Annotated in this window: 24 protein-coding genes; 9 read left to right on the top strand and 15 right to left on the bottom strand. The window is 48.1% G+C overall.

The genetic code is table 11. The annotated features are described in order from the left end of the window. Positions 1-63: 63 nt before the first annotated feature. Positions 64-1,977, top strand: a complete 1,914-nt coding sequence (gene dnaG, locus D1627_RS02600; protein ID WP_119430639.1) for a DNA primase — start codon at positions 64-66, stop codon at positions 1,975-1,977. A gap of 1 nt (position 1,978) precedes the next feature. Here the strand turns inward: dnaG and D1627_RS02595 are convergent, their stop codons facing one another. Continuing rightward, entirely contained in the window at positions 1,979-2,911 is a 933-nt protein-coding gene (locus D1627_RS02595; RefSeq protein WP_119430638.1) for a glycosyltransferase family 2 protein, read from the bottom strand. A 233-nt stretch (positions 2,912-3,144) separates the two neighbouring features. On the opposite strand from D1627_RS02595, the gene D1627_RS02590 reads away from it, so the two are divergent. Both D1627_RS02590 and D1627_RS02585 read left to right on the top strand, forming a co-directional pair. Continuing rightward, entirely contained in the window at positions 3,145-4,389 is a 1,245-nt protein-coding gene (locus tag D1627_RS02590) for a bifunctional 3,4-dihydroxy-2-butanone-4-phosphate synthase/GTP cyclohydrolase II (protein ID WP_119430637.1), read from the top strand. Between the two features lie 217 nt (positions 4,390-4,606). After that, complete coding sequence (locus tag D1627_RS02585; protein WP_119430636.1) at positions 4,607-5,290, top strand: hypothetical protein; 684 nt, start codon at positions 4,607-4,609, stop codon at positions 5,288-5,290. Between the two features lie 15 nt (positions 5,291-5,305). On the opposite strand, the gene D1627_RS02580 is transcribed toward D1627_RS02585, so the two are convergent. Both D1627_RS02580 and D1627_RS02575 read right to left on the bottom strand, forming a co-directional pair. After that, entirely contained in the window at positions 5,306-6,076 is a 771-nt protein-coding gene (locus D1627_RS02580) for an ABC transporter permease (RefSeq protein WP_119430635.1), read from the bottom strand. Further along, positions 6,076-6,972 carry an ABC transporter ATP-binding protein gene (locus D1627_RS02575; RefSeq protein ID WP_119431091.1) on the bottom strand — a complete coding sequence of 299 codons (897 nt, stop codon included), beginning with the start codon at positions 6,970-6,972 and terminating at the stop codon, positions 6,076-6,078. The genes D1627_RS02580 and D1627_RS02575 overlap by 1 nt, the downstream gene beginning before the upstream one ends. Positions 6,973-7,256: 284 nt before the next feature. On the opposite strand from D1627_RS02575, the gene D1627_RS02570 reads away from it, so the two are divergent. Both D1627_RS02570 and D1627_RS02565 read left to right on the top strand, forming a co-directional pair. Beyond that, on the top strand, positions 7,257-7,904 hold the full coding sequence (locus tag D1627_RS02570) for an HAD family hydrolase (RefSeq protein ID WP_119430634.1): 648 nt from the start codon (positions 7,257-7,259) through the stop codon (positions 7,902-7,904). A gap of 5 nt (positions 7,905-7,909) precedes the next feature. After that, positions 7,910-8,500 (top strand): DUF3267 domain-containing protein, encoded by a 591-nt coding sequence (locus D1627_RS02565; RefSeq protein ID WP_119430633.1) that lies wholly within the window; start codon positions 7,910-7,912, stop codon positions 8,498-8,500. A 40-nt stretch (positions 8,501-8,540) separates the two neighbouring features. On the opposite strand, the gene D1627_RS02560 is transcribed toward D1627_RS02565, so the two are convergent. Then, on the bottom strand, positions 8,541-9,167 hold the full coding sequence (locus D1627_RS02560; protein WP_119430632.1) for an SDR family oxidoreductase: 627 nt from the start codon (positions 9,165-9,167) through the stop codon (positions 8,541-8,543). A gap of 96 nt (positions 9,168-9,263) precedes the next feature. Next, a complete protein-coding gene (locus D1627_RS02555; protein ID WP_119430631.1) occupies positions 9,264-9,776 on the bottom strand; it encodes a cupin domain-containing protein in 513 nt (170 codons plus the stop codon). Between the two features lie 206 nt (positions 9,777-9,982). Between D1627_RS02555 and D1627_RS02550 the strand changes: the two genes are divergently transcribed. From D1627_RS02550 to D1627_RS02540, 3 genes are all read left to right on the top strand, one after another. Then, positions 9,983-11,290, top strand: coding sequence for a hypothetical protein (locus tag D1627_RS02550; RefSeq protein ID WP_119430630.1), 1,308 nt, complete (start codon positions 9,983-9,985; stop codon positions 11,288-11,290). Positions 11,291-11,406: 116 nt separating this feature from the next. Continuing rightward, positions 11,407-11,883, top strand: coding sequence for a Dps family protein (locus D1627_RS02545; RefSeq protein ID WP_119430629.1), 477 nt, complete (start codon positions 11,407-11,409; stop codon positions 11,881-11,883). Positions 11,884-11,973: 90 nt separating this feature from the next. After that, a complete protein-coding gene (locus D1627_RS02540) occupies positions 11,974-12,753 on the top strand; it encodes a PhzF family phenazine biosynthesis protein (RefSeq protein WP_233555517.1) in 780 nt (259 codons plus the stop codon). A 79-nt stretch (positions 12,754-12,832) separates the two neighbouring features. Here D1627_RS02540 and D1627_RS02535 read toward each other — a convergent pair whose 3' ends face one another. The 3 genes from D1627_RS02535 to D1627_RS02525 form a co-directional block, all read right to left on the bottom strand. Next, a complete protein-coding gene (locus D1627_RS02535; protein ID WP_119430627.1) occupies positions 12,833-14,590 on the bottom strand; it encodes a M14 family metallopeptidase in 1,758 nt (585 codons plus the stop codon). Between the two features lie 272 nt (positions 14,591-14,862). Next, positions 14,863-15,312, bottom strand: a complete 450-nt coding sequence (locus D1627_RS02530) for a DoxX family protein (RefSeq protein WP_119430626.1) — start codon at positions 15,310-15,312, stop codon at positions 14,863-14,865. 40 nt (positions 15,313-15,352) lie between these two features. Then, a complete protein-coding gene (locus tag D1627_RS02525; RefSeq protein ID WP_119430625.1) occupies positions 15,353-15,967 on the bottom strand; it encodes a mechanosensitive ion channel protein MscS in 615 nt (204 codons plus the stop codon). Between the two features lie 120 nt (positions 15,968-16,087). Here D1627_RS02525 and surE point away from each other — a divergent pair, with 120 nt between their 5' ends. Further along, positions 16,088-16,864 carry a 5'/3'-nucleotidase SurE gene (gene surE, locus D1627_RS02520; RefSeq protein ID WP_119430624.1) on the top strand — a complete coding sequence of 259 codons (777 nt, stop codon included), beginning with the start codon at positions 16,088-16,090 and terminating at the stop codon, positions 16,862-16,864. 53 nt (positions 16,865-16,917) lie between these two features. Here surE and D1627_RS02515 read toward each other — a convergent pair whose 3' ends face one another. The 7 genes from D1627_RS02515 to D1627_RS02485 all read right to left on the bottom strand — a co-directional run bounded on the left by D1627_RS02515 (position 16,918) and on the right by D1627_RS02485 (position 25,262). Next, a complete protein-coding gene (locus D1627_RS02515) occupies positions 16,918-17,325 on the bottom strand; it encodes an energy transducer TonB (RefSeq protein WP_119430623.1) in 408 nt (135 codons plus the stop codon). 9 nt (positions 17,326-17,334) lie between these two features. Further along, complete coding sequence (locus D1627_RS02510) at positions 17,335-18,042, bottom strand: energy transducer TonB (protein WP_119430622.1); 708 nt, start codon at positions 18,040-18,042, stop codon at positions 17,335-17,337. 80 nt (positions 18,043-18,122) lie between these two features. After that, positions 18,123-18,941, bottom strand: a complete 819-nt coding sequence (locus D1627_RS02505; RefSeq protein WP_119430621.1) for an energy transducer TonB — start codon at positions 18,939-18,941, stop codon at positions 18,123-18,125. 97 nt (positions 18,942-19,038) lie between these two features. Beyond that, a complete protein-coding gene (locus tag D1627_RS02500; RefSeq protein WP_119430620.1) occupies positions 19,039-20,268 on the bottom strand; it encodes a M56 family metallopeptidase in 1,230 nt (409 codons plus the stop codon). Continuing rightward, complete coding sequence (locus tag D1627_RS02495; protein ID WP_119430619.1) at positions 20,252-20,644, bottom strand: BlaI/MecI/CopY family transcriptional regulator; 393 nt, start codon at positions 20,642-20,644, stop codon at positions 20,252-20,254. The genes D1627_RS02500 and D1627_RS02495 overlap by 17 nt, the downstream gene beginning before the upstream one ends. 136 nt (positions 20,645-20,780) lie before the next feature. Next, positions 20,781-22,172 carry a RagB/SusD family nutrient uptake outer membrane protein gene (locus tag D1627_RS02490; RefSeq protein ID WP_119430618.1) on the bottom strand — a complete coding sequence of 464 codons (1,392 nt, stop codon included), beginning with the start codon at positions 22,170-22,172 and terminating at the stop codon, positions 20,781-20,783. Between the two features lie 21 nt (positions 22,173-22,193). Then, a complete protein-coding gene (locus tag D1627_RS02485) occupies positions 22,194-25,262 on the bottom strand; it encodes a SusC/RagA family TonB-linked outer membrane protein (RefSeq protein ID WP_119430617.1) in 3,069 nt (1,022 codons plus the stop codon). Between the last annotated feature and the right edge of the window lie 137 nt (positions 25,263-25,399).

Genomic DNA, 25,399 nt, shown 5'->3' with positions numbered 1-25,399 from the left:
GCCCCGGCATTCGGGCGTTACCGATTTAAGCTTTATCTTTGCCATCCGCTTATAATTTTGCCCATGTCTCTCATCCCAAAAGAAATTGTTGACCAAGTACTGAACCAAGCCGATATTACGGAAGTGGTCGGTGATTTTGTGTCGCTCAAGAAAAAGGGGCAGAACATGTGGGCCTGCTGCCCGTTTCACCACGAAAAATCACCGTCTTTCTCGGTTTCGCCGGCTAAGGGCATTTACAAGTGCTTTGGCTGCGGCAAGGCCGGCAACTCGGTGCAGTTTATTATGGATGTGGAGGGCACTAGCTTTCCGGAGGCCATTAAGTACCTAGCCAAGAAGTATAGCATCGATATACCCGAGGAGCAGCATGACCCGGAGTATGCCCGGGAGCAAAGCGAGCGCGACAGCTTGTTCATCGTGTCAGACTTTGCCGCCAAGCACTTTCAGCAGCGCCTCACCAGCCACGAGCAAGGCAGCATCGGGCAATCCTACCTGAAGCAGCGCGGCCTCAGCGGCAACACCATCCGCAAGTTTGAGCTGGGCTACAGCCTGGACGAGTGGACCGACCTGACCGATACCGCTCTGAAAGCCGGCTACCAGCAAAAGTACCTGGAGGCAACCGGCCTCACCATCGTTCGGGAGGACAACAAGAAGTATGACCGCTTCCGGGGCCGTGTCATGTTCCCGATCCATAACGTGTCGGGGCGCGTGGTGGGTTTTGGTGCGCGTACCTTAAAATCCAACGACAAGAAAAGCCCGAAGTACCTCAACTCGCCGGAGTCTGACATCTACCACAAGAGCAATGTGCTTTATGGCCTTTTCCAGGCGAAGCAGGCCATGCGCATGCAGGACATGTGCTACATGGTGGAAGGCTACCTGGATGTGCTCTCCCTGAACCAGGGCGGCATCGAGAACGTGGTGGCCTCGTCCGGAACCTCGCTTACCGAAGGCCAGATCAAGCTGATCTCGCGCTATACCCAGAACATTACAGTGCTTTACGATGGCGATGCGGCAGGTATAAAAGCCTCGTTGCGCGGTATCGACCTGATTCTGGAGCTTGGCCTGAACGTGAACGTAGTGACTTTTCCGGAAGGCGAGGACCCCGACTCATACATCCATAAAGTTGGCGACGCGGCTTTTAAAACATACCTGAAGGAGCATTCGCAGGATTTTATCTCTTTTAAAACCAGCCTTTTTGCGAAGGAGTCTGCAGGCAACCCGGTTCGTAAGGCCGAAGCCATAAAAGAGGTGGTAGCCTCCATCGCCAAAATCCCTGATGCGATAAAGCGTACCGTGTTCTTCCGCAGCTGCAGCCTGATCTTCGATATTGATGAGCAGGTGCTGATCTCGGAGTATAACAAAATGCACCTGGAGGGCCGGCAGCAGCAACGCCCGGGCAACCCGGAGCCAAACTATGCCGCACCTGCGCCGGCCCCCGAGCCCGAAAAGCCAGCCTCAGATGCGGATGTGCTAAAGAGGTATGAGCGCGAGGTAATTCGGATGATGATAAGCTACGGAACAAAAGCGGTTGATGAGAACCAAACCGTCATCCAATACATGCTGGAGCAGTTGGAGGACGTGGAACTGGAAATCCCAATCTATGTGAAGCTTCATAACCGCATTTTACAGCAGTTTCAGCAAGGCTATGTAGTAAAAGGGGAAGACCTGGTAAACGACCCGGACGAGGAAATCCGTTCGGAGGTGATTGAGCTGATCTCTAACCGTTACGACCTGAGCCACAACTGGGAAACCCATCAGATCTATGTGCCAAACGAGGAAGACCTGCTGATGTACGGCATTGAGCGGGCCATACTTCGCCTGAAGCGCATGAAAGTACAGATGCTTCTGAAAACCGAGATGGAAAAGCTGCGCCTCGTAACCGACCCCGGAGAGCAGGACCGCCAGCTAAACTACATCCTCAACCTGAAAGCCTTCGAAAACCAGCTCGGCGAAATGCTTGGTATTGTGGTTAATAAGTAAGTTACTTTCGAGAAAGTATACCTACTAGCGATCTTTTAATTCTGGTAATGAGCAAGAGCGCTTTTAGTTTGCGTGTTAGGTTGGATAAAGGATTATAATAAAAGGATTTCAGAAGAGAAATTAGGAAAGACAGTGATAGTGGCTTTTCCATCAAAATATACCCTTCAGCTTGCAGCAGATAATGTTCTGCAAGAAACTGTGAAAACGCTTTATGTGTAATTTGTTTAACTCTCGAAGCGTTGCGGCGCGTAACTGCGTTTAGTGCGGCAATCAGTTTTTCATCTCTCGAATTATTAAAGCCTTCATAACCCTGCGATATACCTCTGTCACTAATCCGGAAGTAGTATAGCGGCTTCTCTAAAAATATAACCTCGCCTACCTCCTCGAGTTTATATATGATGTCTCTGTCATCGGCAAGTTTGAAAAACGGATCATAGCCTGAGGTTTGGTTATAGCAACTACGCTTATAGGTGAGCAGGTGGCTAATTTGATCTTCCAGGATATCTGAATATACTACTTGGCTACAGGCTGCAATCTCCAGCGGGCGCAGTTGGTAGTCACAGTTATACCGCTGAGTGTATACAATACTAGCTTTTGGGTAAGCCTGGTGGGCTTTCACTATTTCCGCCAGAGCATTTGGGGCCAACGCATCATCATGGTCGCAGATCACAATAATTTCTCCACTACTATGCTGAACTCCGGTACCTTTTGCAAAGCTAACTCCATGGTTTTGAGGTAAGGCTATAAGCTTACACCTATCTGCTAAATTATGCTGGGCTACAAACCGTCTTAGTACCTCTAAAGTGTTATCTGTGGAGCAGTCCTCTACCAATACCAGCTCCCAATTTTGGTATGTCTGTTTCTGGATAGAATCTAGCGTTTCCAATATGAGATCTGGGTTATTATAACAAGCTACTATAACGGAACACTTCACTACGGTTGGTTTTAGGCATTACAAAGACGAAGAGGTGAAAATAGATAATGTTTCATTAATAGAAGGCTATTTTCTACCTTTGCTTGGTGCTTAAAGTTCATAATCAGTAAGAGAGGCCTTTGCCTTAAATGAACAATGTGGCTGTTTTTGTAGTTTTGGTAAAGAGGTAAAAAGCTTCTGTTTTTTTATAAATTAGACAGTTAACAGGAGTTGCCTTTTGATATACACAATACATGGAAAATAATCCAAATGAGTTGATAAGCCTTGATAGCATCGAGGCTGCCATTGAAGATATTCGCCAAGGCAAGGTAATAATTGTGGTGGATGACGATGACCGCGAGAATGAAGGGGACTTTATATGCGCGGCCGAGAAAATCACACCGGAGATAGTAAACTTCATGGCTACCCACGGGCGTGGCCTTATTTGCGCGCCGCTCACAGAGGAGCGTTGCGAGCAACTTGGCTTAGAACTGATGGTAGGCAAGAACACGGCTTTGCATGCCACGCCGTTTACCGTATCCGTTGACCTGATTGGCCACGGCTGCACAACTGGGATCTCGGCTTCGGACCGTTCTAAAACGATTCAGGCACTGGTTGACCCTAACACCGACCCGCATTCTCTGGGCAAGCCAGGGCATATTTTCCCGCTTAAAGCTAAGAAAGAAGGCGTGCTGCGCCGCGCTGGCCATACAGAGGCTGCCGTAGACCTGGCCCGCCTGGCAGGCCTGTCGCCGGCTGGTGTACTGGTGGAGATCCTGAACGAAGACGGAACCATGGCCCGCCTGCCAGATCTGATAAAAGTAGCCGAGCGTTTCGACCTGAAGCTGATCTCCGTTAAAGACCTGATTGCCTACCGCTTGCGCGAAGAAAGCTTGATAGAGCGTGAGATTGTAATACAATTGCCAACCGACTATGGCGTGTTTGACTTGTATGCATTTACCCAACGCAGCAACGGAGCCAAACATCTTGCGCTTGTAAAAGGCACGTGGGAGGAAGGTGAAGAAGTTTTAGTACGCGTGCACTCTTCCTGCGTAACCGGCGATATCTTCGGTTCCTGCCGTTGCGACTGCGGCCCTCAGCTGCACGAGGCCATGCGCATGGTAGAGAAAGAAGGCAAGGGCGTGGTGGTATACATGAACCAGGAGGGCCGCGGCATTGGTTTGATCAACAAACTGAAGGCATACAAGCTACAGGAGCAGGGCCTTGATACGGTAGAAGCTAACCTGGAGCTCGGCTTTGGTATGGATGAGCGTGATTACGGTGTGGGTGCCCAGATTCTGCGTGACCTTGGCATTACTAAAATGCGCCTGATCTCTAACAACCCACGTAAGCGCACTGGTTTGCAGGGCTACGGGCTGCAGGTTGTAGAGCGTGTGCCAATAGAGGTTACTCCTAACGAGCATAACCAAAAATACCTGACAACCAAGCGAGATAAGTTAGGGCACGATATACTTAAAGATTTGAAAATCAACAAATAAAAATAATAAGTATAAAAATTGTTTTAAGAGCCTGCATGAGTGGTAATTTGCCAACTTGTGCAGGTTTTTTTAGTTGCAATGGGAATAAGCTAAGGCAAGCGAGCAACTTTTGTCGCTGAAAATCATACAAAAGTATAGAGGCATATAATTGGTGAATCAGGCTAAGAAGTAGCCTGAAGATAATGTTGATTTGTGTGAAATACAGCTTCTTAGACTTATGAAAAATGATAATTATACAATCCCGTTTATAGTTTGTCTGATACTTTTCCTAGTAGTGGTGCCACTAATCGGGCAGGCGCAGTATCGGCCTGCGGTTGATATACAGGAGTGGCCGATGGGTAAAATCGTGCTAACGTCTGGCGACACCATTTACGGCCCTGTCACCTATCACCATACGCAGGAAATTATCAACATTCAGAACGAGGACGGCACGCTGAGTGCTTTCTCGCCGGTGAATGTGAAATACTTTATTGTGCAAGAGCAGCCTAGCGGCAAGTCTACAACATTTCGGTCGCTGATGTGGGACATGGACCGTGATTACTCGGATTTTAAGAAGCCAACGTTTTTTGAGCAGCTTAACCAAGGTGGAGTGGTATTGATCATGCGCGAAAACTATATCCACACAGAGCCCGAAAACCTATCAGCTTACTCAGCGCAGGGCTTCCTGTACGACCCGGATAGCTATGTGCCTGGCAGCGAATGGATAAACCACATAAAGCCACTTTATTACCTATTGCTGCCAGACGGCGAAATCATCACGCTCCGAAACGTGCGTAAAGACCTGTACCAAGTGTTTGGAAAAAAAGGAAAGCAGGTTAAGAAGTATGTGAAAGATAAACGCCTTGCTTATGAAAAGCCGCATCAGCTGGTAGCTATCGTGAACTACTTTAACTCATTGTAGTAGCAGCCTGCTTTTTTACAAATCTCTTAACTTCAAAGTATAAAAACTCATCGCCCAGAAAAGAGCAATGTAGCCTGCTGCAAGCACTGCCGCCCATGGCAAAGACAGGAGCTCGGTGGGGGTAGTCATCTGGTCCAGTACATCCTGCGCCGGCATGGGTGTAAGGGTTTTTAGCACTTTTATAGGCATATACTTGTCCAAGTTATCGGGCAGGCGGAAATGTATGAGCGGCTCCACTACCTGCGCGTACGCGATGAAAGCAATAATAGCCAAACCGCTTTTCCGGATAATAAAGCCAAACAGCATAGCCAGCGACATATAACCCACTGCCTGCAAGAAGTAATAAGACAGGTGGTCGATCTTGCCAAAAATAGCATCCGACGCATGGTTTTGCCCATGCACCAGCCCAAAGTATAAACCCAGCACAAGTACAAAAATTGTGGCAAGCACGCCCAGGCCCAAGGCTACGTAGAACTTCGCCAGTACCAGATCCATACGCGATAAGCCATCAATAACCTGCTGCCTCAGCGTCCGGAAGCTATACTCATCCGATACCAGCACAATCATCAAAATACCAAAAAGTAAGTTAAAGAAACTGGCTATATACGTGAGCGTTTGCCAAAACTGCGGCAGGTTATACATTTGGCTGCCCAGCTCTTGCCCGTTGATGGATACATTGCTGCTGGCAAAAAGTATAAGCAGCATGAGGGCCACGTAAATGGCAAGTATAACCCAAACCGTGCGGTAAGGCAGTATTTTGTGCAGTTCTATGCGGAGTAGGTTCATTAGGCTTGCTGTTTAATAATTTCAAGAAACTGAGCCTCCAGGCTCTTGCGGCGCAGCGTGAGCTGTTGCAGTACCACCCCGGCCTCAAACATAGCTTTGTTAACCTCGGCTGCACCGTAACCTTCCTGTAGTGTAAGGTGAACCAGGTCGCGCTCAGGTTGGTAGCTTTCTACAAAAGGCAGTTGCTTTAGTACCTCCAGCAGCCTTACTGTATTCTCAGCACTGATAATGAGCTGGTCTTTTGCCGAAAGGATTGTGCTTACTGGGCCTTCGGCACGCAACACGCCTTTTTGCAGCACCGCCACGTGTGTGCATACTTTCTCCACCTCATCCAGCAGGTGGCTGGCAAGTATGATGGTTTTGCCCTCGGCGGCGATCCTAAGTATGAGTTCGCGCACTTCAGCGATGCCTTCGGGGTCCAGGCCATTGGTTGGCTCATCCAACACCAGCACCTCGGGGTTGTTAAGCAGGGCAGCGGCCAAGGCCAGGCGCTGTTTCATTCCCAGCGAAAAGCCTTTGAAGGTAGTATGCGTGCGATGAGACAGCCCAACAGTGTGCAAAACATGGGCGATTTGCTTTTTGTCTGCACCTTTAATGTCAGCGGTGATTTCGAGGTTGCGCTGTGCAGTGAGGTAAGGGTAGAAGTTTGGCGTTTCGAGGAGCGCGCCCAGGCGGTGCTTGGTGCTGCGCGAAACGGGCTGGCCAAACCACGAAAAACTGCCGGAGCTAGGCCGTATCACATCCAGTACCATCCCTAACGTGGTTGTTTTGCCGCTGCCGTTTGGCCCGAGCAATCCGTAGATACTTCCTTCTTCTATCTGCAGCGAGAGCCTGTCTACGGCCTGAATGCTACCATAGCGCTTGCTAAGCTTGTCTATTTCAAGTATAACTGACACACCTTTAAGACTTAAGTTGCTGCTGATAAACATATATCAGCTTTAACAAATATAGGATTTTTAACTTAACCCGTACTTTTATGAATTATAGCTTTCAAAATGAAGTATGATCTGCTCACTCAAATTATAAACTAATTTCCTCTGCTGATGCAACAAAGAGGATGGCTGTACCAGTGTTTAAACTTATTTTTGCGTGGCGTGTTGGGAAAGTATACTTTTGACAGAATGCCTAGCCAAAAGGGCTGCATACTTTGCTGTGGCTCTACATTTTAGAGACTTTACCTATGATCGATACAACCACCTACGACGGACTGATTTTTGACTTGGATGGCACCCTTTGGGACTCTACCCAAACGATTGCCGATGCCTGGAATGCCGCCATCGCGCAGTTCGATTTTGTAGATACTACTCTGACCCGTGAGGATATTCGCGGTATTGCGGGCATGGCCTATGATGCCATTTACGAAAAGCTTTTTCCGGGCATCAGTGCGGAAAAGCGCCGCGAACTGCAGCAAACCGCCGCTAAAATGGAACTAGAGTACTTGCACCATAAAGGTGGCGAGCTTTACCCAGCCTTAAAGGAAACACTGGAGAGCCTGCAGCACAAGTATAAATTGTTTATCGTGAGCAACTGCCAGAGCGGCTACATAGAGGCTTTCCTGCAGTACTATAGCCTGCAGCCATACTTTACCGACATTGCCTGTTACGGCGACCAAAGCCTGCCAAAGAGCGAGAACATACGTGCCGTGGTGCAGCGCAATAACCTGCAGAACCCCGTTTACATCGGCGATACCCAAGGCGACTACGATGCCAGCCAGGGAGCACAGGTGCCATTTATACTTGCCAGCTATGGTTTTGGCGAAGTACAGGCCGAGGTGCCGCGCATCAGCAGCCTTTCAGACCTGCAGCAGTTGGTAAAGGCCGAAGTATAAAAGCTATGCAAAAAGGACAATACAGGCAAACCGAGCTGACGCTTACGGCAGCGGAAGCCAACCGGCAGGCGCTGGTGTTTGTGTTGCCCATCCTGGTTCTGTACCTGGTGCCCTATATTCTGCTTTGGCCCGGCCAGCTTAGTTTTGCAGCTATGGAGGGTTTTGTGCTGGAGCATGGCGCACGCACCTTGTTTTATCCGTTTCTGATGTTGCTGGTGTTTATACTTGGTGCTGTTGTGCATGAACTGCTGCACGGACTCACTTGGGCAGTGTTCTGCAGAAATGGCCTAAAATCGATACGTTATGGGGTGCATTGGCGCTACCTCACGCCATATTGCCATTGCCGCGAAATGCTGCCATTGCGGCCTTACGTTTTGGGTGGCCTGATGCCTGGGCTGGTAATGGGCGTGCTACCCGCTTTGGTAGGAATGATAACCGGCCAACTGCTGCTCTTTCTATTCGGGTTGCTTTTCACGCTCGCTGCCTCCGGCGATTTACTGATGCTCTACATGCTGCGGCACAGCAAAGCCACAGATCTGGTGCAAGACCACCCGGATAAGATGGGATGCATTGTTTACTCAATAACACAAGTATGATAAAAGCCCATCTCCAGATTTAAGAGATGGGCTTTTTTATTTAAAGTTGATTCAGGGCGTTAGCGATTGGTGTGTCGCCGGTTAGGAGTTCAAATGTTTTGTTCCTAACGTTTGCAACATCCAACGACTGTACCAGCACATCGGCAACATCGGCGCGCGGTATCTTGCTTTCTCCGGCGCTGCTAAAGTGCTCGGCTGTTTTCACGTTTCCGGTTGGGGCATCATTACCTAAATGGCCGGGGCGCACAATTGTGTAAGTCAAACCGCTATCCAGCAAGTACTGGTCAGCCTTAGCTTTGGCTTCGAGGTACTCTTTCAGCTCACCGCGCGGGTTATCTACGCCATACGCACTTAGCATGATATAATGCTTTACTCCGGCGGCTTTAGCTGCATCTACAAGTTTTTCGGCACCTTTTTGGTCCACGCCTACTACGTTTTTGCCTTTAGAGCCAGCCGCGAAAATTACGGCATCCATATCCTTGGCTGTCTCGCTGATATCACCTTCCAGATCGGCGATCACAACATGGTTGGCGCCTAGTTTCTTAAGTTCGTCGGCCTGTTCCTCCTTGCGGATCATGGCATAAGAAGTATGCTTCCCCGAACGGGCTAGAATTTCAATAATTTGTTTTCCGGTAGTGCCATGGGCACCTGCTATTAATACGTTCACGGTATTTACATTTTAAAACTAACAAGCTGCTGCACCATTTCCGGGCAGCAATAGCCCCGTTGGGCTACTAACTAAACGCCCGCAGCCACCAATTGTTCAGCCAACAGACTTCTGCCAGTGTTGCAGCAAAGGCCCACCCACTGGGTCAGATGTAGGTAAAGCCAACGCGGCAATGGTTCTGCGCTTTTCTTCAGGATTGTCTTTTTCGGTGCAGATGTCATAGTTTTCTTGCCCTGCCGGGTAGGCGCCTACTACTTTAAAATCCGGAGATGCTGATTTAAGGCAGTGGCCCGTGCTAGCCGGCAATACCAGCATATCGCCAGCTTGTACTTCTAACTCTTCGGCTCCAGGTCCGCCAAGTATAAGTATAGCTGTGCCCGCTGCCACGCCCAAAACCTCATGCGCTTTGCTATGGTAGTGGTGGTAATCAAACACACCGTTTACCCATGCGCCTTGCCAGTTGTTGCTGGCAAACGCTTCCTTAAACTTGCCAGCTAAGCTTTCTTGCTCCTGAAACACCTGCGCATACACCAGCAGGGGCAGGGTTTGGTTGTTTGAGATGTTGCCATGCGGCTCAAGGAAAACAGGTTTTACAGTAAGTTCTTTCATAGTTTATTCTTGTTGATAATGCGTAACTGCTATACGGCGCTTGTTGGGTATGCTTTAAAAGAATGAGTAAACTTGCCAGGTGCAGCGTTCGCTTCAGGCTAATAGGTTTACACTTACTGATGGCTACGCGCGTCAAATTACTTTACTCTCTGCCAAAGTAAGCTTAACTTGAGTGTTTGAATCATACGTTGCTAAAACAAAATTCTATGAAAAAAGCATTGCTTCTGCTGCTGGCGGTAAGCCTTTGGGCTTGTTCGGGCACAGATAAAAAAGAGCAAAACGCCTTACCAATGGACGAACTGGCCGAGCGCTATGTTAAAACCGTCCTGAAGTTGGGCCAGTACGACAGCGATATCGTGGATGCCTATTACGGCCCCGAAGACTGGAAACCAAACGGCACGCCCGCGGACTCCTTACCTGCCGAGGAACTGCTAACTGAACTGCGCTTGATACAGGAAAACCTGGAAGCACAGGAGCTGGAAAACCTGACGGAGTTGGAGAAAAGGCGCGTGGCCATGTTTCAGAAACAAGTGCTGGCCGTAATCACTAAAATTGAGATGGTGCAGGGCAAAATGCTCTCGTTTGATGAAGAGGCCAAGCTGCTCTACGATGCCAACCCACCGCACTATGAGCAAGCCTATTTCGACTCGTTGCTCACCGCCATTGATGCCGAACTACCCGGAAAAGGAAGCGTTGCGGAGCGTTGGTCGGCATACCAAGCGAAGTTCGAAATACCGAAGAACAAACTGGACACTGTGTTTCAGGCAGCTATAAACGAGGCTCGCAAACGCACCAAAGCGCATTACGAGCTGCCGGAGAACGAGAACTTTAAGGTGGAGTTCGTGACAGATAAACCGTGGTCGGGCTATAACTATTTCCAAGGCAACGGCTACAGCCTGATCCAGATTAACACCGATTTCCCGATCTATATACAGCGTGCCATCGACCTGGCGGGCCATGAGGGTTACCCAGGCCACCATGTGTTTAATACCCTGCTGGAGCAGCACCTAGTGAACGAAAAAGGATGGAAAGAATATTCTGTTTACCCTTTGTTTAGCCCACAGTCGCTGATAGCCGAGGGCAGCGCTAACTATGGTGTAAAGGTGGCCTTCCCGGCAGAGGAGCGTTTAACGTTTGAGAAAGATGTGCTTTTCCCGCTAGCCGGGCTGGATGCCTCTGAGGCAGAGCGCTATTACAATATACTCGGTAAGATAAACAAGCTGGATTTTGCCGGTAACGAGGCCGCGCGCCGCTACCTGAATGGCGAAATAACACGCGAGCAAGCCGCTGACTGGCTGGTAAAGTATAACTTCTACGATAAGGGCAAAGCTTTGCAGCGTACCCGTTTTATAGACCGCTACCGCAGCTACGTTATCAATTACAACCTGGGCCAGGAACTGGTACAACAGTATGTGGAGCGCCACGGCGGCACTGCCAATAATCCCGAGAAGCGCTGGGAGGTATTCGGGGAACTGCTGTCTACGCCCAATTCGGCATCTATGCTGAAGAAGTAATGCCTTGGTACCATGCGTATACGTACAATAAATGCAAGCAAATTTAATTTTTAGATTCAGAGCTGAGATGCTAACTTAACAGCTATACCTATTCACTAATTAAACATAAAAGAAATATGGCAGATAAAAACTTAATAGGCATTGATGCCGAAAAAGCGAGACAACTCGCAGAAAACCTGAATGCCTTGCTGGCAAATTATCAACTGTTTTATATCAATGCGCGCGGTTTCCACTGGAATATATCCGGTAATAAATTTTTCGAGCTGCACGCTAAGTTTGAGGAGCTCTATAACGATGCCATTCTTAAGATTGATGAGATTGCAGAGCGCATCCTGACACTGGGCCATACGCCTCTACACACATTTACGGATTACTTGCAGGCAGCACGCATAAAAGAGGTAGCCAACGTGTCGGGTGGCAACGAGGCGGTGCAGGAAGTGTTGAATGGTTTTCAGATTTTGATCTCCTCTGAGCGGGAGTTATTGGCCTTGGCCTCTGAGGCCGACGACGAAGGAACCAGCGCCTTGATGAGCGATTATATCCGGGAGCAAGAAAAGTTAGTATGGATGTACTCCGCCTATCTAAAAGCCTAAGGCCTGCAAGTCGTCAGCTTTTAAAAGCTGACGATTATGGTTACAGCATATCAAAAGGATTTAAAGTCTAAGAGATCACCCTTGAATAAAATTAAACTATATCAGATAGACGCCTTTACCGACAAGGTGTTCGGTGGCAACCCAGCTGCCGTGTGCGTGCTGGAGCAGTGGCTCCCGGAAAATAAAATGCAGCAGATTGCCGCCGAGAACAACCTGGCCGAAACCGCTTTTGTCGTAAAACAAGGCGATACGTATGAAATCCGGTGGTTTACACCAACTGTGGAGGTAGACCTGTGCGGGCATGCCACGCTGGCCAGTGCTTACGTGCTTTTTAAGTATTACCAGCACCCCACACCGAACATCATTTTATTCTCACCACGGTCAGGACGGCTTACTGTGGAAAAACAAGACGATGCGCTCACGCTGGATTTTCCGACGGATACATATGAGGCGGTAACTGTTCCAGAGGTCTTGGTAAAGGCATTCGGGAAAGCGCCTTTAGAAGCCTATAAAGGCAAAACCGATTACCTGCTGCTGTTCGGCTCGCAACAGGAAGTGGAAGGGTTTAACCCGGATCTGAGCCTGGTTGCAACCGTAGGCGGGCGTGGTGTAATTGTATCTGCGCCGGGCACTGAAGTGGATTTTGTGTCGCGGTTCTTTGCCCCGCAAGCAGGCATCAACGAGGACCCCGTTACCGGCTCGGCACATACTACCTTAACCCCGATCTGGAGCGGAAAACTGGGCAAAACCATACTTACGGCACAGCAGCTTTCAGCCAGAAAAGGTGACTTAACCTGTCAGTACCTGGGCGAGCGCGTGAAAATAACCGGGCAGGCCGTGACATACCTAACTGGGGAGATCGAAGTGTAAGTTTGCTTCTTCAGGTTTTTTGTGGATTCTAAAAAAAACGAGGCTGCCATACTTGCTGGCAGCCTCGTTTTGGTTTTTATTAAAGCGGGAGTTTTACGTCCTGCATCAGCCTGCCTACGGGGTACATTTGGTATGTGTATTCGTAGTGCGGTGAGTTTCGGTACACAAAATCCAGCTGGGCGCGGGCGCTTTTGGCAAACTCCGGGTCCTGCTTTTTACGCGCCTCTAGCTTCTGGCGCAGCTCCAGGTTTTGCTTTAAGTATGTTGCTGCCAGGTCCTCGAACACGTAGCTCGAGAAATACTCTTTCTGCATCAGGATGCTATCGAAGAAGTTCCAGTTAAAGTATGAATCCACTGCCTGCGGCTCCAGCGTTTCCACCAAAAAACGGTTTGATGGCTGGTTAAGGTATACCACGTAATCGCCTTTAAAGAACTGGCGCGGCATACGCTTGGTTTCCACGCTTACATTGGTGTGCAGGTAATGGCCTTCGTACGGGCGCTGGCCAGTTTTATAATCGGTAATATAATAAGTATCCAGGGTGATGGTGGTGTCGCGCTGCAGCTGCTGCATCTCTACTTTGTTCAGTTTCAGGCGCTCAATCACCTCGCGCCAGGCCTGCGGAATAATGTAGGCCACTGGCTTTTCCACGGTTATAGTTGGCGTAAACGCATCATAATAGTTTAGCTTGGTTTTGTAAGGCTCCTTGCGGTCGTAGTACAGGCGCTCGTGGCCGCTTACCTCGCTGGGTTTATACTTGGCGGCGTAGCCCAGAAAAGGAACTTTGGCAACTTTGGTCGTATCCAGTTTCCAGTCCATAGCAAATTGTTTTTGCGTGAGTGATTGCTGCTTGGCCTGCTGGCGCAGTTTGCCAATCTCGTCAGCATCGTGGTGCACGGTTTCTATCATGTTCTCCATCAGCTTGTACGTTGCCTGTACGCGCTGCTTAAAGGGCTTCAGCATGTGGGTTTCCGGCACAAAACCGATAGTATGGTACAAGGCTGTATAACCCGTTGCATAGCGCGGCGACTCCATAAAGCCGATAATGCCCTGCTCCGGTGTGTCGCCGACGTGGTTCATGTACGGCATCATCGGGAATTTATCCTGCTCCATGCCTTTGTACAGGGTAGGCACCATTTTGCCGTTCAGGTAGCCCGCCAGTGCGGGGTGCAGCTTGTTGTGCTGCGTGGCGATCAGCGTCATGACGTGCTGGTAATCGGCCCCGTTGGAGGTATGGTTATCCATGAACACGTCCGGGTCCCACTCCCGGAAGATCTGGTGGAAGGTCTGGGCATTGCGCGAGTCGGTTTTGATGAAATCGCGGTTTAGGTCCAGGTTGCGTGCATTGCCCCGGAAGCCGTATTCCTCGGGCCCGTTCTGGTTGGTGCGGGTATGGCTGTTGCGGTTTAGCGCACCGCCTATGTTATACACCGGTATTATAGCCAGTACCACGTTATCGAGCTGCTTGCGCAGTTTTTTGTCCTGCAGGTAGTCGCGCACCAGCATCATGGTGGCATCTATGCCCTCCGGCTCGCCCGGGTGAATGCCGTTTTGGATGAGCAGCACGCGCTTGTTTTTCTGATGGATCGAGGCCGGGTCAAAATCCTTATCCGTGGAAACTACTACCAGGTGCAGCGGCCGGCCTACGTCGGTAGCGCCATACGGCATCATTTTCACTTCCTCGTAGGCCTCGTCGAGTTGCTGGTACCAGCCAATGGCCTCGTCGTATGTAGCGGTTTGGTTGCCGTTCCCTTTTTCGTAAGGAGTGATGAACTTCGGGTTATCCTGGCCGGGGTTGCCCAGTGAGAGCAGGGCGCTAAGCAGTAAAGTGCTGATCATAGTTTAGGTATGGAGTGATGGTGAGAAAACAATGATACAGATTTCTGCGCGGAAATGGTAGAGAGGGGAGAAGTTAGAGAGTGTGTGAGGTAGAGAGTTTGGGAGTTTGAGAAGTTAGAAGGTTTTAAAGTAAAGAGGGTGGGGAGGTGGGAAATGTATTGCAAGCGGAGGCACCAATGCCTTAAAGCTGCTTTGGATTGATAAGGCAGGGGCATTTCTATATTTCTACGTTAGGATATCATGAAAGAATGAAGTTAGGGGCAGGCAAATGCTTACGCGAAATACTTGCGGGTTCTGCCTTTGTCTTTGGGGAAAACTTTGCTGTCGAGGCTATACTTGCCGGGGCCGATAAAGAGGAGCGAGAAGAACAGGATAGCCGCCTCCAGCGCATGCGAGTAGCCTCCAAAACCATCGCCGGCCATGGCGTGATGTGTAGTTGCCACCAGCATCGTGATCAACAATAAGAAGCATGCAGGGCGGAAAAAGAAACCCAGTGCTAGCAACAAACCGCCTACACCCTCTGCAAAGGCAGCCATAAAGCCCCAGAAGGTAGGCGCGAAGCCAATACCGAACATGCCCATACTTTGCCCGATCATCTGCCATTGCTCGGGGCCACCAGCTAATTTGGGCCAGCCATGCAGTATAAACATCGTACCAATGCCCACACGGAGCAACAATAACCCTGTTTGACGGAGTTTGTAACTTGAGCGAAGTATAGCCATAGAGACAAGTATACGAAGAAGCAACTAGTATAGCAAGAGGCTAATATACTAAGATTGTTTTGATAAGCGTATTGGCAGGCACATTTTCTTTGTTTAGCCTCGGGAGCTGATTGGCGGGTATCTGGCTCTTATCGAGCATAAAACTGATGCCTTGCTCCGACGTTAAGGCCACCAGGTTGCCTTCCTCAAAGGTAATTTGTTCTACAGCATAGGCCTGTTGTAGCTCGCTATACTTTGAGCCAACGGCAATACCTTTTGCAGTTTTAAAATCGGGGTTAGATACGGCAATGCGCCATACTTGGCATGCATTCATACACTGCTGTTCTATTAATAAGCCTTTTAATTGGCCTTCGGGGCGCAGAAGGTAAGCGGTACTTTGCATGCCTTCCTGCAGCAGGGTGGTATCGGTTAAGGCCATCCCTGCGGGAATGTTTGACTGAAGTTCCTCCAGGGGCATGCCAATCGTTACTGCACCTACACGGCCTTGCGCAATATTAAACAGTTCGGGAGCGGCTGTACTCGCTTCCTCTGGCATTTCCAGAGATGTTTCTTGGGTGCTTGCCTCGTTGCTCGTTTCTGTGTCTTCATCCTGCTGCGATAGGCAGGCAGCCATTCCTATGCCCAGCAATACTGCGTAAAATATGTTCTTCAGCATCCGCTTACCTCCTTCTGTTATTTTACCTTTAAACCTTGATGCGCAGCTACAGGTTATAGTATATTAGCACGTAATTCGAGTTAATTTATTTTGTTATACATCAACTATAAATAGTTTAAAATGGCTAAACCATTAATCTTGGTCTCTAACGACGACGGCATTACGGCCCCGGGTATCAGAATGCTGGTACGTGTGGCCATGAAGATAGGGGAGGTAGTTGTAGTGGCACCGGATGGCCCGCAGTCGGGTATGGGGCATGCTATTACCATTGGCAATACGCTGCGTTTAGATAGATCGATTGCACTGGAAGACTTGGGCGTGGAAGCCTATGAGTGCTCCGGCACCCCGGCCGATTGCGTGAAACTGGCCAAGCACCATGTATTGCGCGAGCGCACCCCTGACCTGGTGGTGAGCGGCATTAACCACGGCTCTAACTCCAGCATCAGCGTGCTATACTCCGGCACCATGTCGGCAGCCATTGAGGCGGCCATTGAGGGCTTGCCTGCCATCGGTTTCTCGCTCTGCGATTATGGCCACGGCGCCGATTTCTCGCATACAGAGGCTTATGTGGAGAAGATCATCCGCCAGGCCATTGTGAACCGCATTCCGGAGAACACTGCCCTGAACGTTAACTTCCCGAAGAAAAGTGATGAGCCGATCAAAGGCATCAAGATCTGCCGCCAGGCGCATGCCAAATGGCAGGAGGAGTTTGATGAGCGCCTCGACCCGAACAACCGCAAATACTACTGGATGACGGGCAGCTTCGTGAATTTTGACAAAGGCGAGGACACCGACGAGTGGGCGCTTGTAAATAACTATATCTCGATTGTGCCTTGCCAGTTCGACCTGACGGCACACCATGCCATCGGCATGCTCAACGAGGATTGGGATTTCTAGAAAGCATAAGCCCGGAAGCAGTTTATAGCTACTTCCGGGCTTATTTTTCATACTTAGTTTCGGTCTTTGTGCTTTGGCGGGCCTATATTGATTGGCATTGTAAACCTTACTGGCACCTTCTTGCCATTTTGTGTGCCTGGCACCCATTTTCCGCTCATCTTTTCTACGGCTTTTATGCAGGCGGCATTTACAGCTGGGCTCAGGCCACTCACAACCTGATCATCAGCTATAGCGCCATCTTTTTCTACCACATAACTTAAAACCACAGTGCCTTTTGGTGGGTTTTTGGGCAGCTTAATATTCGACATCACAAATCGGAACATGGCCTGTTCGCCACCCTCAAACACAGGTAATGTTTCGGTATACGTATATTTATGCGCGGTAGAATCCTGCTGGGCAAAAGCGGCGTTTGTACTTGTAATAACGCAAATAAGCAGTAAGCACAATGTATACTTCAGCATGGTACCCCTTTAAAATATTACCGGCATGTTGTAGCGCACTTTTACCTTTTGGTTGTCTTGAACGGGAGCCAACCAGTTGCCTTCTGTGAGCTTTGCCAGTCGGAGCGCCTCCTCATCTAAAACATTGTCTACACTCTTCACCAGCTTGTAATCGCTAAGAGAGCCATCCTCATTAATCAGAAAAGATACGACTACGGTGCCGTGCTTTGCGGTGCGCTTTGGCTGTTTCACGTGCTCTTTCATGAAAGCCTTGAACGCCTTTACACCGCCTTTATACTCGGGCATGGCCTCCGGGTTGCTTTTCTCGAATCGGGCATCTCCGAATTTAATGGGTAAAGTGAACCGAACGGGCACTTTTTTGCCATCCTGCATGCCGGGTGTCCAGCGGCCATTCATAGCCTCCACGGCGTTTATGCTGGCAACGTCTTGGGCTGGTGCCAGGCTTTTTATGATATGGATATCGCCAACGGAGCCATCCTTATCAACCACGAAACTAAGTATTACCATACCAGGGGGCTGAGAACCGGTACGGGTAATGTTTGCGCTTAGAAATTCCATCATGGCAGTCATGCCGCCCTGAAACTGCGGCATGTGCTCAACATATTTGTATACTTTGGTGCTGTCTGTATGCGAGTTAGTTTGCTGGGCATTGGCTGCGTGTGCCATAAGCAGGCCAACTGTCAGCAAAAGCAAGGCAGGTAAAAGTTTGTAGTTCATTAGTGAAGGGTGATGGTTTGAGATTTAAATATAGTTAAAAGATACAGCACTTTGAGCCGAAGTGTTTGCAAAGTATGGCTTTACTCTTTCTGCGCATCGTTTGCGAACTGAATTGGCAGGGTAAGCTTTGCGGCTACAGCCTTTCCGTTTTGTGTGGCTGGCTTCCAGTGGCCTGAGGTTGCCTTTACGGCTGTAAGAGCGGCTTCTGATAGCTGCGCAAGTATGGTTTTGTGCTGCAGGTTAAAGCTTGTGGCATCCATATAATCGAGCTCGGAGCCTGGGCCGATGGTTTTCTTCATTTTCATGTCGCTAAGCTCTGCCCCGGATACGCTTCCGTCTGGCTCAACGGTAAACCTTACGACTGCCTTTGCTTGCAAATGTTCTTTTTTAGCTGCTTCTGGTAAGGCTATTTTCTCTGCTAGAAAGCGGTGCATAGCCTCTTGCCCGCCAATAAACTGTGGCTGTTGCGTACTGGAGTCTGTTTCTTTCATCGCAAATTTTATGGGTAAGGTATAACGCACAGCCACTGCTTTACCGCTTTGCCTGCCAGGTGTCCATTTCCCGACCATCATTTTTACCACGCGCATGGCTTCTTCATCCGTGCTTTTAGTTAGGGATTTCACTGCCTGCACCTGTTTTAACGAGCCGTCGGCATCTACCACGAAGGTAATCACGACCAGGCCCTGCACTCCTGCGGCTTTGGCATCCTGCGGGTAGGTAATGTTCTGCCCTAAAAACGCAAGCATCTTTTGCTGGCCTCCTTCAAAGGCAGGCATCTGTTCCACGGAAGTATAAACCTTGTCGGTGGATTGCGCTTTGGCACTTGGTGAGGCCATACTTGCAGCCAAGCAAAACAGGAAAGCAGCTGTCAGTCTCAGGAGGTTGTTTCTGTTTATCATATCTGTTTGTTTTAAATATTTGAAAATAAAGGCAATAAGAATCCTATATCAGCTTTTTAAGAAGCTGATAAACAGTTGTTTGTTTATTTTATGAATGTTATCTAATGCTGAAGCGCATAGGCAGGGTATATCGTACGGGCACGTTTCTGCCATCCTGGCTGCCGGGTTGCCACTTGCCCTCCATAAGTGCTACTACCCGTAGAGCCTCAGCATCGAGGCTTTCTTCCAGTGGCTTTACAATGGAGATTTCATCCAGAGAGCCATCTTTTCTGACGACAAAGCTAACCACGACCAAGCCTTCTATCTGCCGTTTTTTGGCTTGCTCGGGATAACGGGTGTTTTGGCCCAGGAACTTCAGCATCTCGCTTTCGCCGCCTTCAAAGCGGGGCATGTTTTCTACATAAGTATAAGGCTTTTCATACTTTTCCGGAGTTTCTGATACTGGATCAGCGCTTGCCTGTTGCCGCGCCATCACAAAAGCCAGGCAGGCAAGCAGCGGAAGTGCAAGCAAGGGGCGAAGCCAGCCTGCCTGCTGCCCTTTTTGCTGCAGCATGCGCAACCGCAAAAGCACCTGCGGCTTTGTGAAATAACTGCCTACTGGCAAACCCATGTTAAACAGCGCCTCCCGCGATAAAAGAGAAGTATACGTTTGCACCTGGTGCTCCTGCACCACCTCGGCATCGGCCTGATACTCATGCACGTTGCGGAGCTCCTGCCTCAAAAGCCACACGGCCGGATGGAACCAAAGTATAGCCGTGTATAGCTCATAAAGAAGCACATCCTTGGTATGGCCATACTTTACGTGCGCAAGTTCGTGAGCCAGTACTTGCTGCTGCTCAGCTGCATTTAGCTTGCTTTGCTCTGTGCTCAGGAAAACATACTTCCCGAAGGCAAAAGTTGGGTAGGAATCAGGCATCAAGTATACTTTTGCATGAGCGATTTCGCTTGTTAGCGTAGCCTGGTTTTTGGTTTGGTGCAGGCGCCAGAGTTGCGTTATGAGTTTAACCAGTACAAAAGCCACACCGGCAAAGTATAAACCAGTTAAAGCCATTGGCAGCGTTAGCGCCCAAGGTATAGTCGGCTGGCCTGCACCTACCGTTACTTGGCCCAGCTGTATGGCCAGCAAGTTTTCGCCTAGAAAGGCTTGCCGCGCAAGTATAGTTGGGCGCGTGAGCAAAGGAAGCAAGAGTGCTACCGACGGGGCAAGCAACAAGTATAGTCTGTTAAACTTAAAATTGTTGCTTAGGCGAAGCAGTGCGTAATAAAACAGATAGAGTGCCAGCATGCTGATGCCAACTTTGAGTGTGTAATTAAGTATGGCTTCCATCGCTATCAGGGTTTTCGGGGAGGTCTTGTTTTACATGGCGCATCAGTTCATCCAGCTCCTGCACGTTTAAGTTATTGTCCTTGGCGAAGAAGGATACAAGTTTCTCGAAGGAGCCACCGAAGTATCCGCTCATAAAGTTTTTCAGGAAGAAGCTCTTATACTTGTCCTGGGCAATAAGCGGGTGGTACTTATGCGATTTACCAAAGGCTTCGTGGCCCACAAAGCCCTTCGTCTCCAGGATGCGCACAATGGTGGAAACGGTATTGTAGGCAGGTTTGGGCTCAGGCAGCTCTTCGAGTATATCGCGAACAAAGGCTTGCTCCAGTTTCCAGAGTACCTGCATTATTTCTTCCTCGGCTTTGGTCAGTTCCTTCATCAGGGTGTTTTTAATTTGCTACTCAATGTATAACTATTTACTTAGTTTTAAAACTAAAAGTTTAGTTTAATTCATGAAGGTATAAAAAAACCCGCCCTTGCTGTGGCAGGGGCGGGTTTTTAAAATTGGTTGCTACCTAATAGCCTGGGTTTTGAGTTAGCGCTGGATTTACTTCGATCTGCTGCAAGGGTATAGGCCACAAGTTCCTGTAAGCTGTATTGTCATCTTCACAGAACTCAAGTTCTAAACATGTGATATTATAGCGCTTTAAGTCTATAAATCTTAAACCTTCGCCAATAAATTCTAATCTTCGTTGCTCCAGTATTTCGTTAAGAGCTGCAGCATTTGTTAAAGTTAGCACAGGGTTTAGCCCAGCTCTCGTCCTGATCGTGTTTATATCCTGGATAACTTGCGGCGAAGCTGCTCCTACTGCAATGCCCTGTCGTGCATTTGCTTCCGCTCGTATCAAATACATTTCTGCCAACCGGATTACAGGCACATCATCAGCATTGTTTACAATATCGCTATACTTTATAAGGCGGCGGCGCGTACCTTGAAGCGTGGTGGTTGCTTCAAATCGCTCGTCTTCGTATTGCATTGTTGGAGTTGAGGCATTCTGTGCATTCGCGTCAGATGCCTGCAAGGCATTATATGCCTCTGTGGATACGTAAAATTTCTGCCCGGGAGTACTAGGGTCTGAAGCAGAGCCTAGTACATTTTGATCATTTAAAGTAAAGTCAACTTCAAGTATAACCTCGCTGTTCCCCTCGTTCGAGAAAATATCAGCAAAGTTAGCTTCTAACTCATACGGGGAATTCATGATAACATCACTAGCATAAGTTGCCGCTTCAGCGTTGCTACCTCTTTGTAAATAAACACGGGCAAGCAGAGCTTTCGCTGCCCATATATTTGCCACTTGAGGGCTCCCCACATTGCTTGGAAGTATAGATTCTGCCATTTTCAGATCAGAAATGATTGCGTCATATACCTGTGCTTGAGTTGACTTTGCCTCAAACTGAATTTCTTCAATAACCGTGGTAGGGGTTTGAATAACTGGTACGCCTCCAAAAACCTTTACTAAATCGAAATAGGCTAAGCCACGCAAAACCAACATTTGGCCTTTTATATTATCACGCTGCTGCGTAGTAATGTTATCTAACTGATCTGCTTGGCGAATAACAGTGTTAGCGCGGTTTATTAGTGTATAAATAGCTGCCCAGGTGCTTGATATTTGCAAATTAGAAGCATCTATGTTACGGTTTGCTACTTCCCGATCTGTTGTGAAAGTTCCTGAGAACGAAAGGTTATCACTGTAAAGGTCCTGATACAATAAATAGCGTTGGCCATAATAATTTGAAGACTGAAGCGCACTATAAGCTCCAAGTGCTGCCCTGCTAAGCGTAGTATAATCTACTACAGCCTCACCAGCATCTATAGCAGTGGTTGGTTGCAAGTCTAGTGAATCTTCGCAGGCTGTAAAGACCGAAAGTCCTAAAAGCGTGAGAAGTATTGTTGTATATTTTTTCATAACATTTTATATACCTGAAGATTATAAACCTATGTTTATGCCAAAAGTGATTGTGCGCGCCTGCGGAAAAGTATAGAAGTCTACACCCAGGGTGGTATTAGATGTACCTGCAAAGTTTACCTCTGGGTCAAAACCCGGATAGTCTGTAAACGTCACTAAGTTTTGAGCCTGAAGATAAATCCTGGCATTTCTAATACTAGCTTTCTCGGTTAAGCTTTGCGGCAATGTATAGCCGAGTGTCATGTTTTTAATGCGAAGATAAGATCCGTCATATATAAAGCGGGAAGAGTTGCTTCTGTTGTTATTGTTGGGATCATCTACGGTTGCACGTGGAATATCTGTGATATCTCCCTCTTCTTGCCAGCGGCCAAGCACATCATCTAACATGTTGTCATCCAAAAAGTCATTACCTAAATGCATTTGGTATTGGTGGGCAGGGTTGGCAATATCGTTGCCGTATGAGAATTGCATAAACACATTAAGGTCGAAGTTTTTATACCGGAAAGAGTTAGTAAGGCCACCCACATAATCTGGCTGGGCGTTTCCGATAATCGTAAGGTCGCTGGCGTTTATTATACCGTCGTTGTTGATATCCCTGAAATTGATATCTCCGGCCTGTACGCCTTCTGCCTGCCTTGAAACGGGAACTTCATCAGTGGTGCTGAATACTCCATCAGAAATGTAACCATAAAAGGTACCAATAGGCTGCCCTTCACGAAGCACCAAAGAGTTTCCTCCAAAGCCATAAAATATGTCCTGGTCTTGGTAAAGCTCTTTTACCTTATTCCGATTGAAGGAGATGTTAAAGTCTGTGCTCCAATAAAAGCCCTTGCCGCCACCATCAAAGTTTATAGTGTTTAAAGCAATCTCGAAACCTTTGTTTTCTATTGAACCTATGTTGGACTGGTAGCTGCCGAATCCGTTTTGTGTAGGGATCGGGCGAGAAAATAAGAGGTTATCAGTATTCTTGATATAGTAGTCTAGCGCCACATTTACACGCCCATTTAAGAAACCTATATCTGTCCCAACGTTAAACTGTTTCGTCTCTTCCCACTTTAAATCAGAGTTAGGAATCTGGGTTTGAGCAATACCGGGGTTATCTGTATAGTTTGCTCCGGAGTATAGTGCTAAGTAGTTGAAATTACCTATCTCCTGATTACCTGTAACACCATAGGAAGCACGCAGTTTGAGTTCGCTTAGTGCATCTACGTTAGCAAGAAAATTTTCTTCCAATACTCTCCAACCAGCCGATACTGAAGGGAAAAAACCGTAGCGGTTGTTTTCACCAAATCTTGAAGAGCCATCCGTTCTAAAATTTACCCCTAGTAAATATCTATCCTGGAATGAATAGTTTACGCGGCCAAAGAATGATACAAGGTAATTCTGAGTTTCAAAATCACCTCCATCGTTTACAATGGCAGCACTGCTTACATACCTGAATTGCTCACCTGGGAAGCCTTCGCCTGTTACAAACGTTTGGTCAATTGTGTTTCGCTCGTTACTGGTACCTATTACAGAGTTTAATTTGTGAACATCGTTGAAGGTTTTAGCATAAGACAATGTAGCCTCTAACAGACGTTTGGTGATTGTGCTGACGGCTTTAGTAGCGGAGCCTCCTACTGCAGTGGCAGAAGAACCCGGATAGTTTGTAGGGGTATATCTGCGCTCATCCACATTTAAGGCATCATACCCTCCTTTTACTTGTAAATCCAGCCCAGGTGTTAGGGTGTACTTTGCAAAGATGTTACCAACGGCACGTAAGTTTGTTGTTTCATCATCATTTTCCCGGCCTTCAGCTACAGGGTTAGTATAGAAATAGTTAGGTCGAGTATAAGCGCCACTCTCATAAAATACTGGCCAGATTGGTGAGGCAGCCAAGGAGTTAGCAAAAGGGCCATTTAGAGTGTTATCACTTACAATTCGGTTGTTCTCTGCTCTACTCAGTTGTATGCTTGTGCCAACCGAAAATCTATCATTAATATTATGATCCAGGTTTAAGCGGGTCGAATATCGTTTGTATTCACTGCCGATCACTATGCCTTCCTGATCGAAGTAATTTCCTGACAGGTAATAGCGTGTCTTAGCATCACCTCCGCTCAGCGAAATCTCATAGTTCTTTATAGAAGCTGAACGGGTAACTTCTTCAACCCAGTCAGTATTGGTAGGCTCAAAGTCTAACTCGCCATAATATAGTTCTACAAAGTCATCAAATGTAGCTCCAGGGGCTAGGTATTGGTCGTTCACATACGCCTCCACCATTATTTCCTTATATTGCTCGGCATCTAAAAGGTTTGGGCTATTCCACATGTTCTGAACACCTGTATATGCGCTCAAATTGATCTGGGTTTTTTTGGCTGACCCACGTTTTGTAGTGATTATGACAACACCATTTGCAGCACGCGAACCATATATAGCTGCTGCAGAAGCATCTTTCAGGATATCTATAGATTCGATATCATTAGGGTTAATGTCTGATATGGCATTTACTGACTGCCCTCCATAGCCTAATTGGGAATAGTCTCCGGTTGTTAGTGGAACACCGTCCACTACATACAAAGGTTGGTTACTGGCAGAAATTGAGGTTGCACCCCGAACGCGTACTGTTATACCTCCGCCGGGTGTTCCGGAGTTCTGAGAAATCTGAACTCCGGCAGCTCTTCCCTGTAAAGCTTGATCTACCCCTACCACTGGCAGGTCTTTCAATTCTTCGGAAGTTACCTTAGAGGTGGCACCAGTAACTTCACGACGTTCCTGTGTACCATAACCTACAACAACAACTTCATCAAGCAGCTTCTGATCTGCTGCTAGTTGTACATTAAGTGTGTTTCTGCCTTGCAAAGCCACTTCTTGGGTAGTCATCCCGATAAACCTGAAAACAAGCGTGGCGTTTGGTTGCACATTGAGGCTGTAGTCACCATTTGCTCCTGTGGTCACGCCATTAGTGGTGCCCTTCTCAAGCACGGTTACGCCGGGTAATGCCGATCCGTCAGAGGCAGCGGTTACTCTCCCTGATACGGTCTGAGTTTGAGCCCACGCGCCCGACAAGAACGCAAAGGTCATCAATAAACTCAGGAGTAAAGTTCTTTTCATAAATTGCTGATTAGAATAAAATTAATGTTTCGTTAGAATTTGAAAAATGCAGCCGAAAGAAGTAATAACAGCTGCCCGCGGGGGAATTTGCGCTTGTTGCAAAATGCGGAGTCAGATAGCCCATAGCTACTTTTGGC

Origin of the sequence: Pontibacter oryzae, assembly GCF_003576375.1 — a bacterium.
Lineage (GTDB): Bacteria > Bacteroidota > Bacteroidia > Cytophagales > Hymenobacteraceae > Pontibacter > Pontibacter oryzae.
Note: the sequence above shows the minus strand (reverse complement) of the source record. Positions and strands in the feature narration are given on the sequence as shown.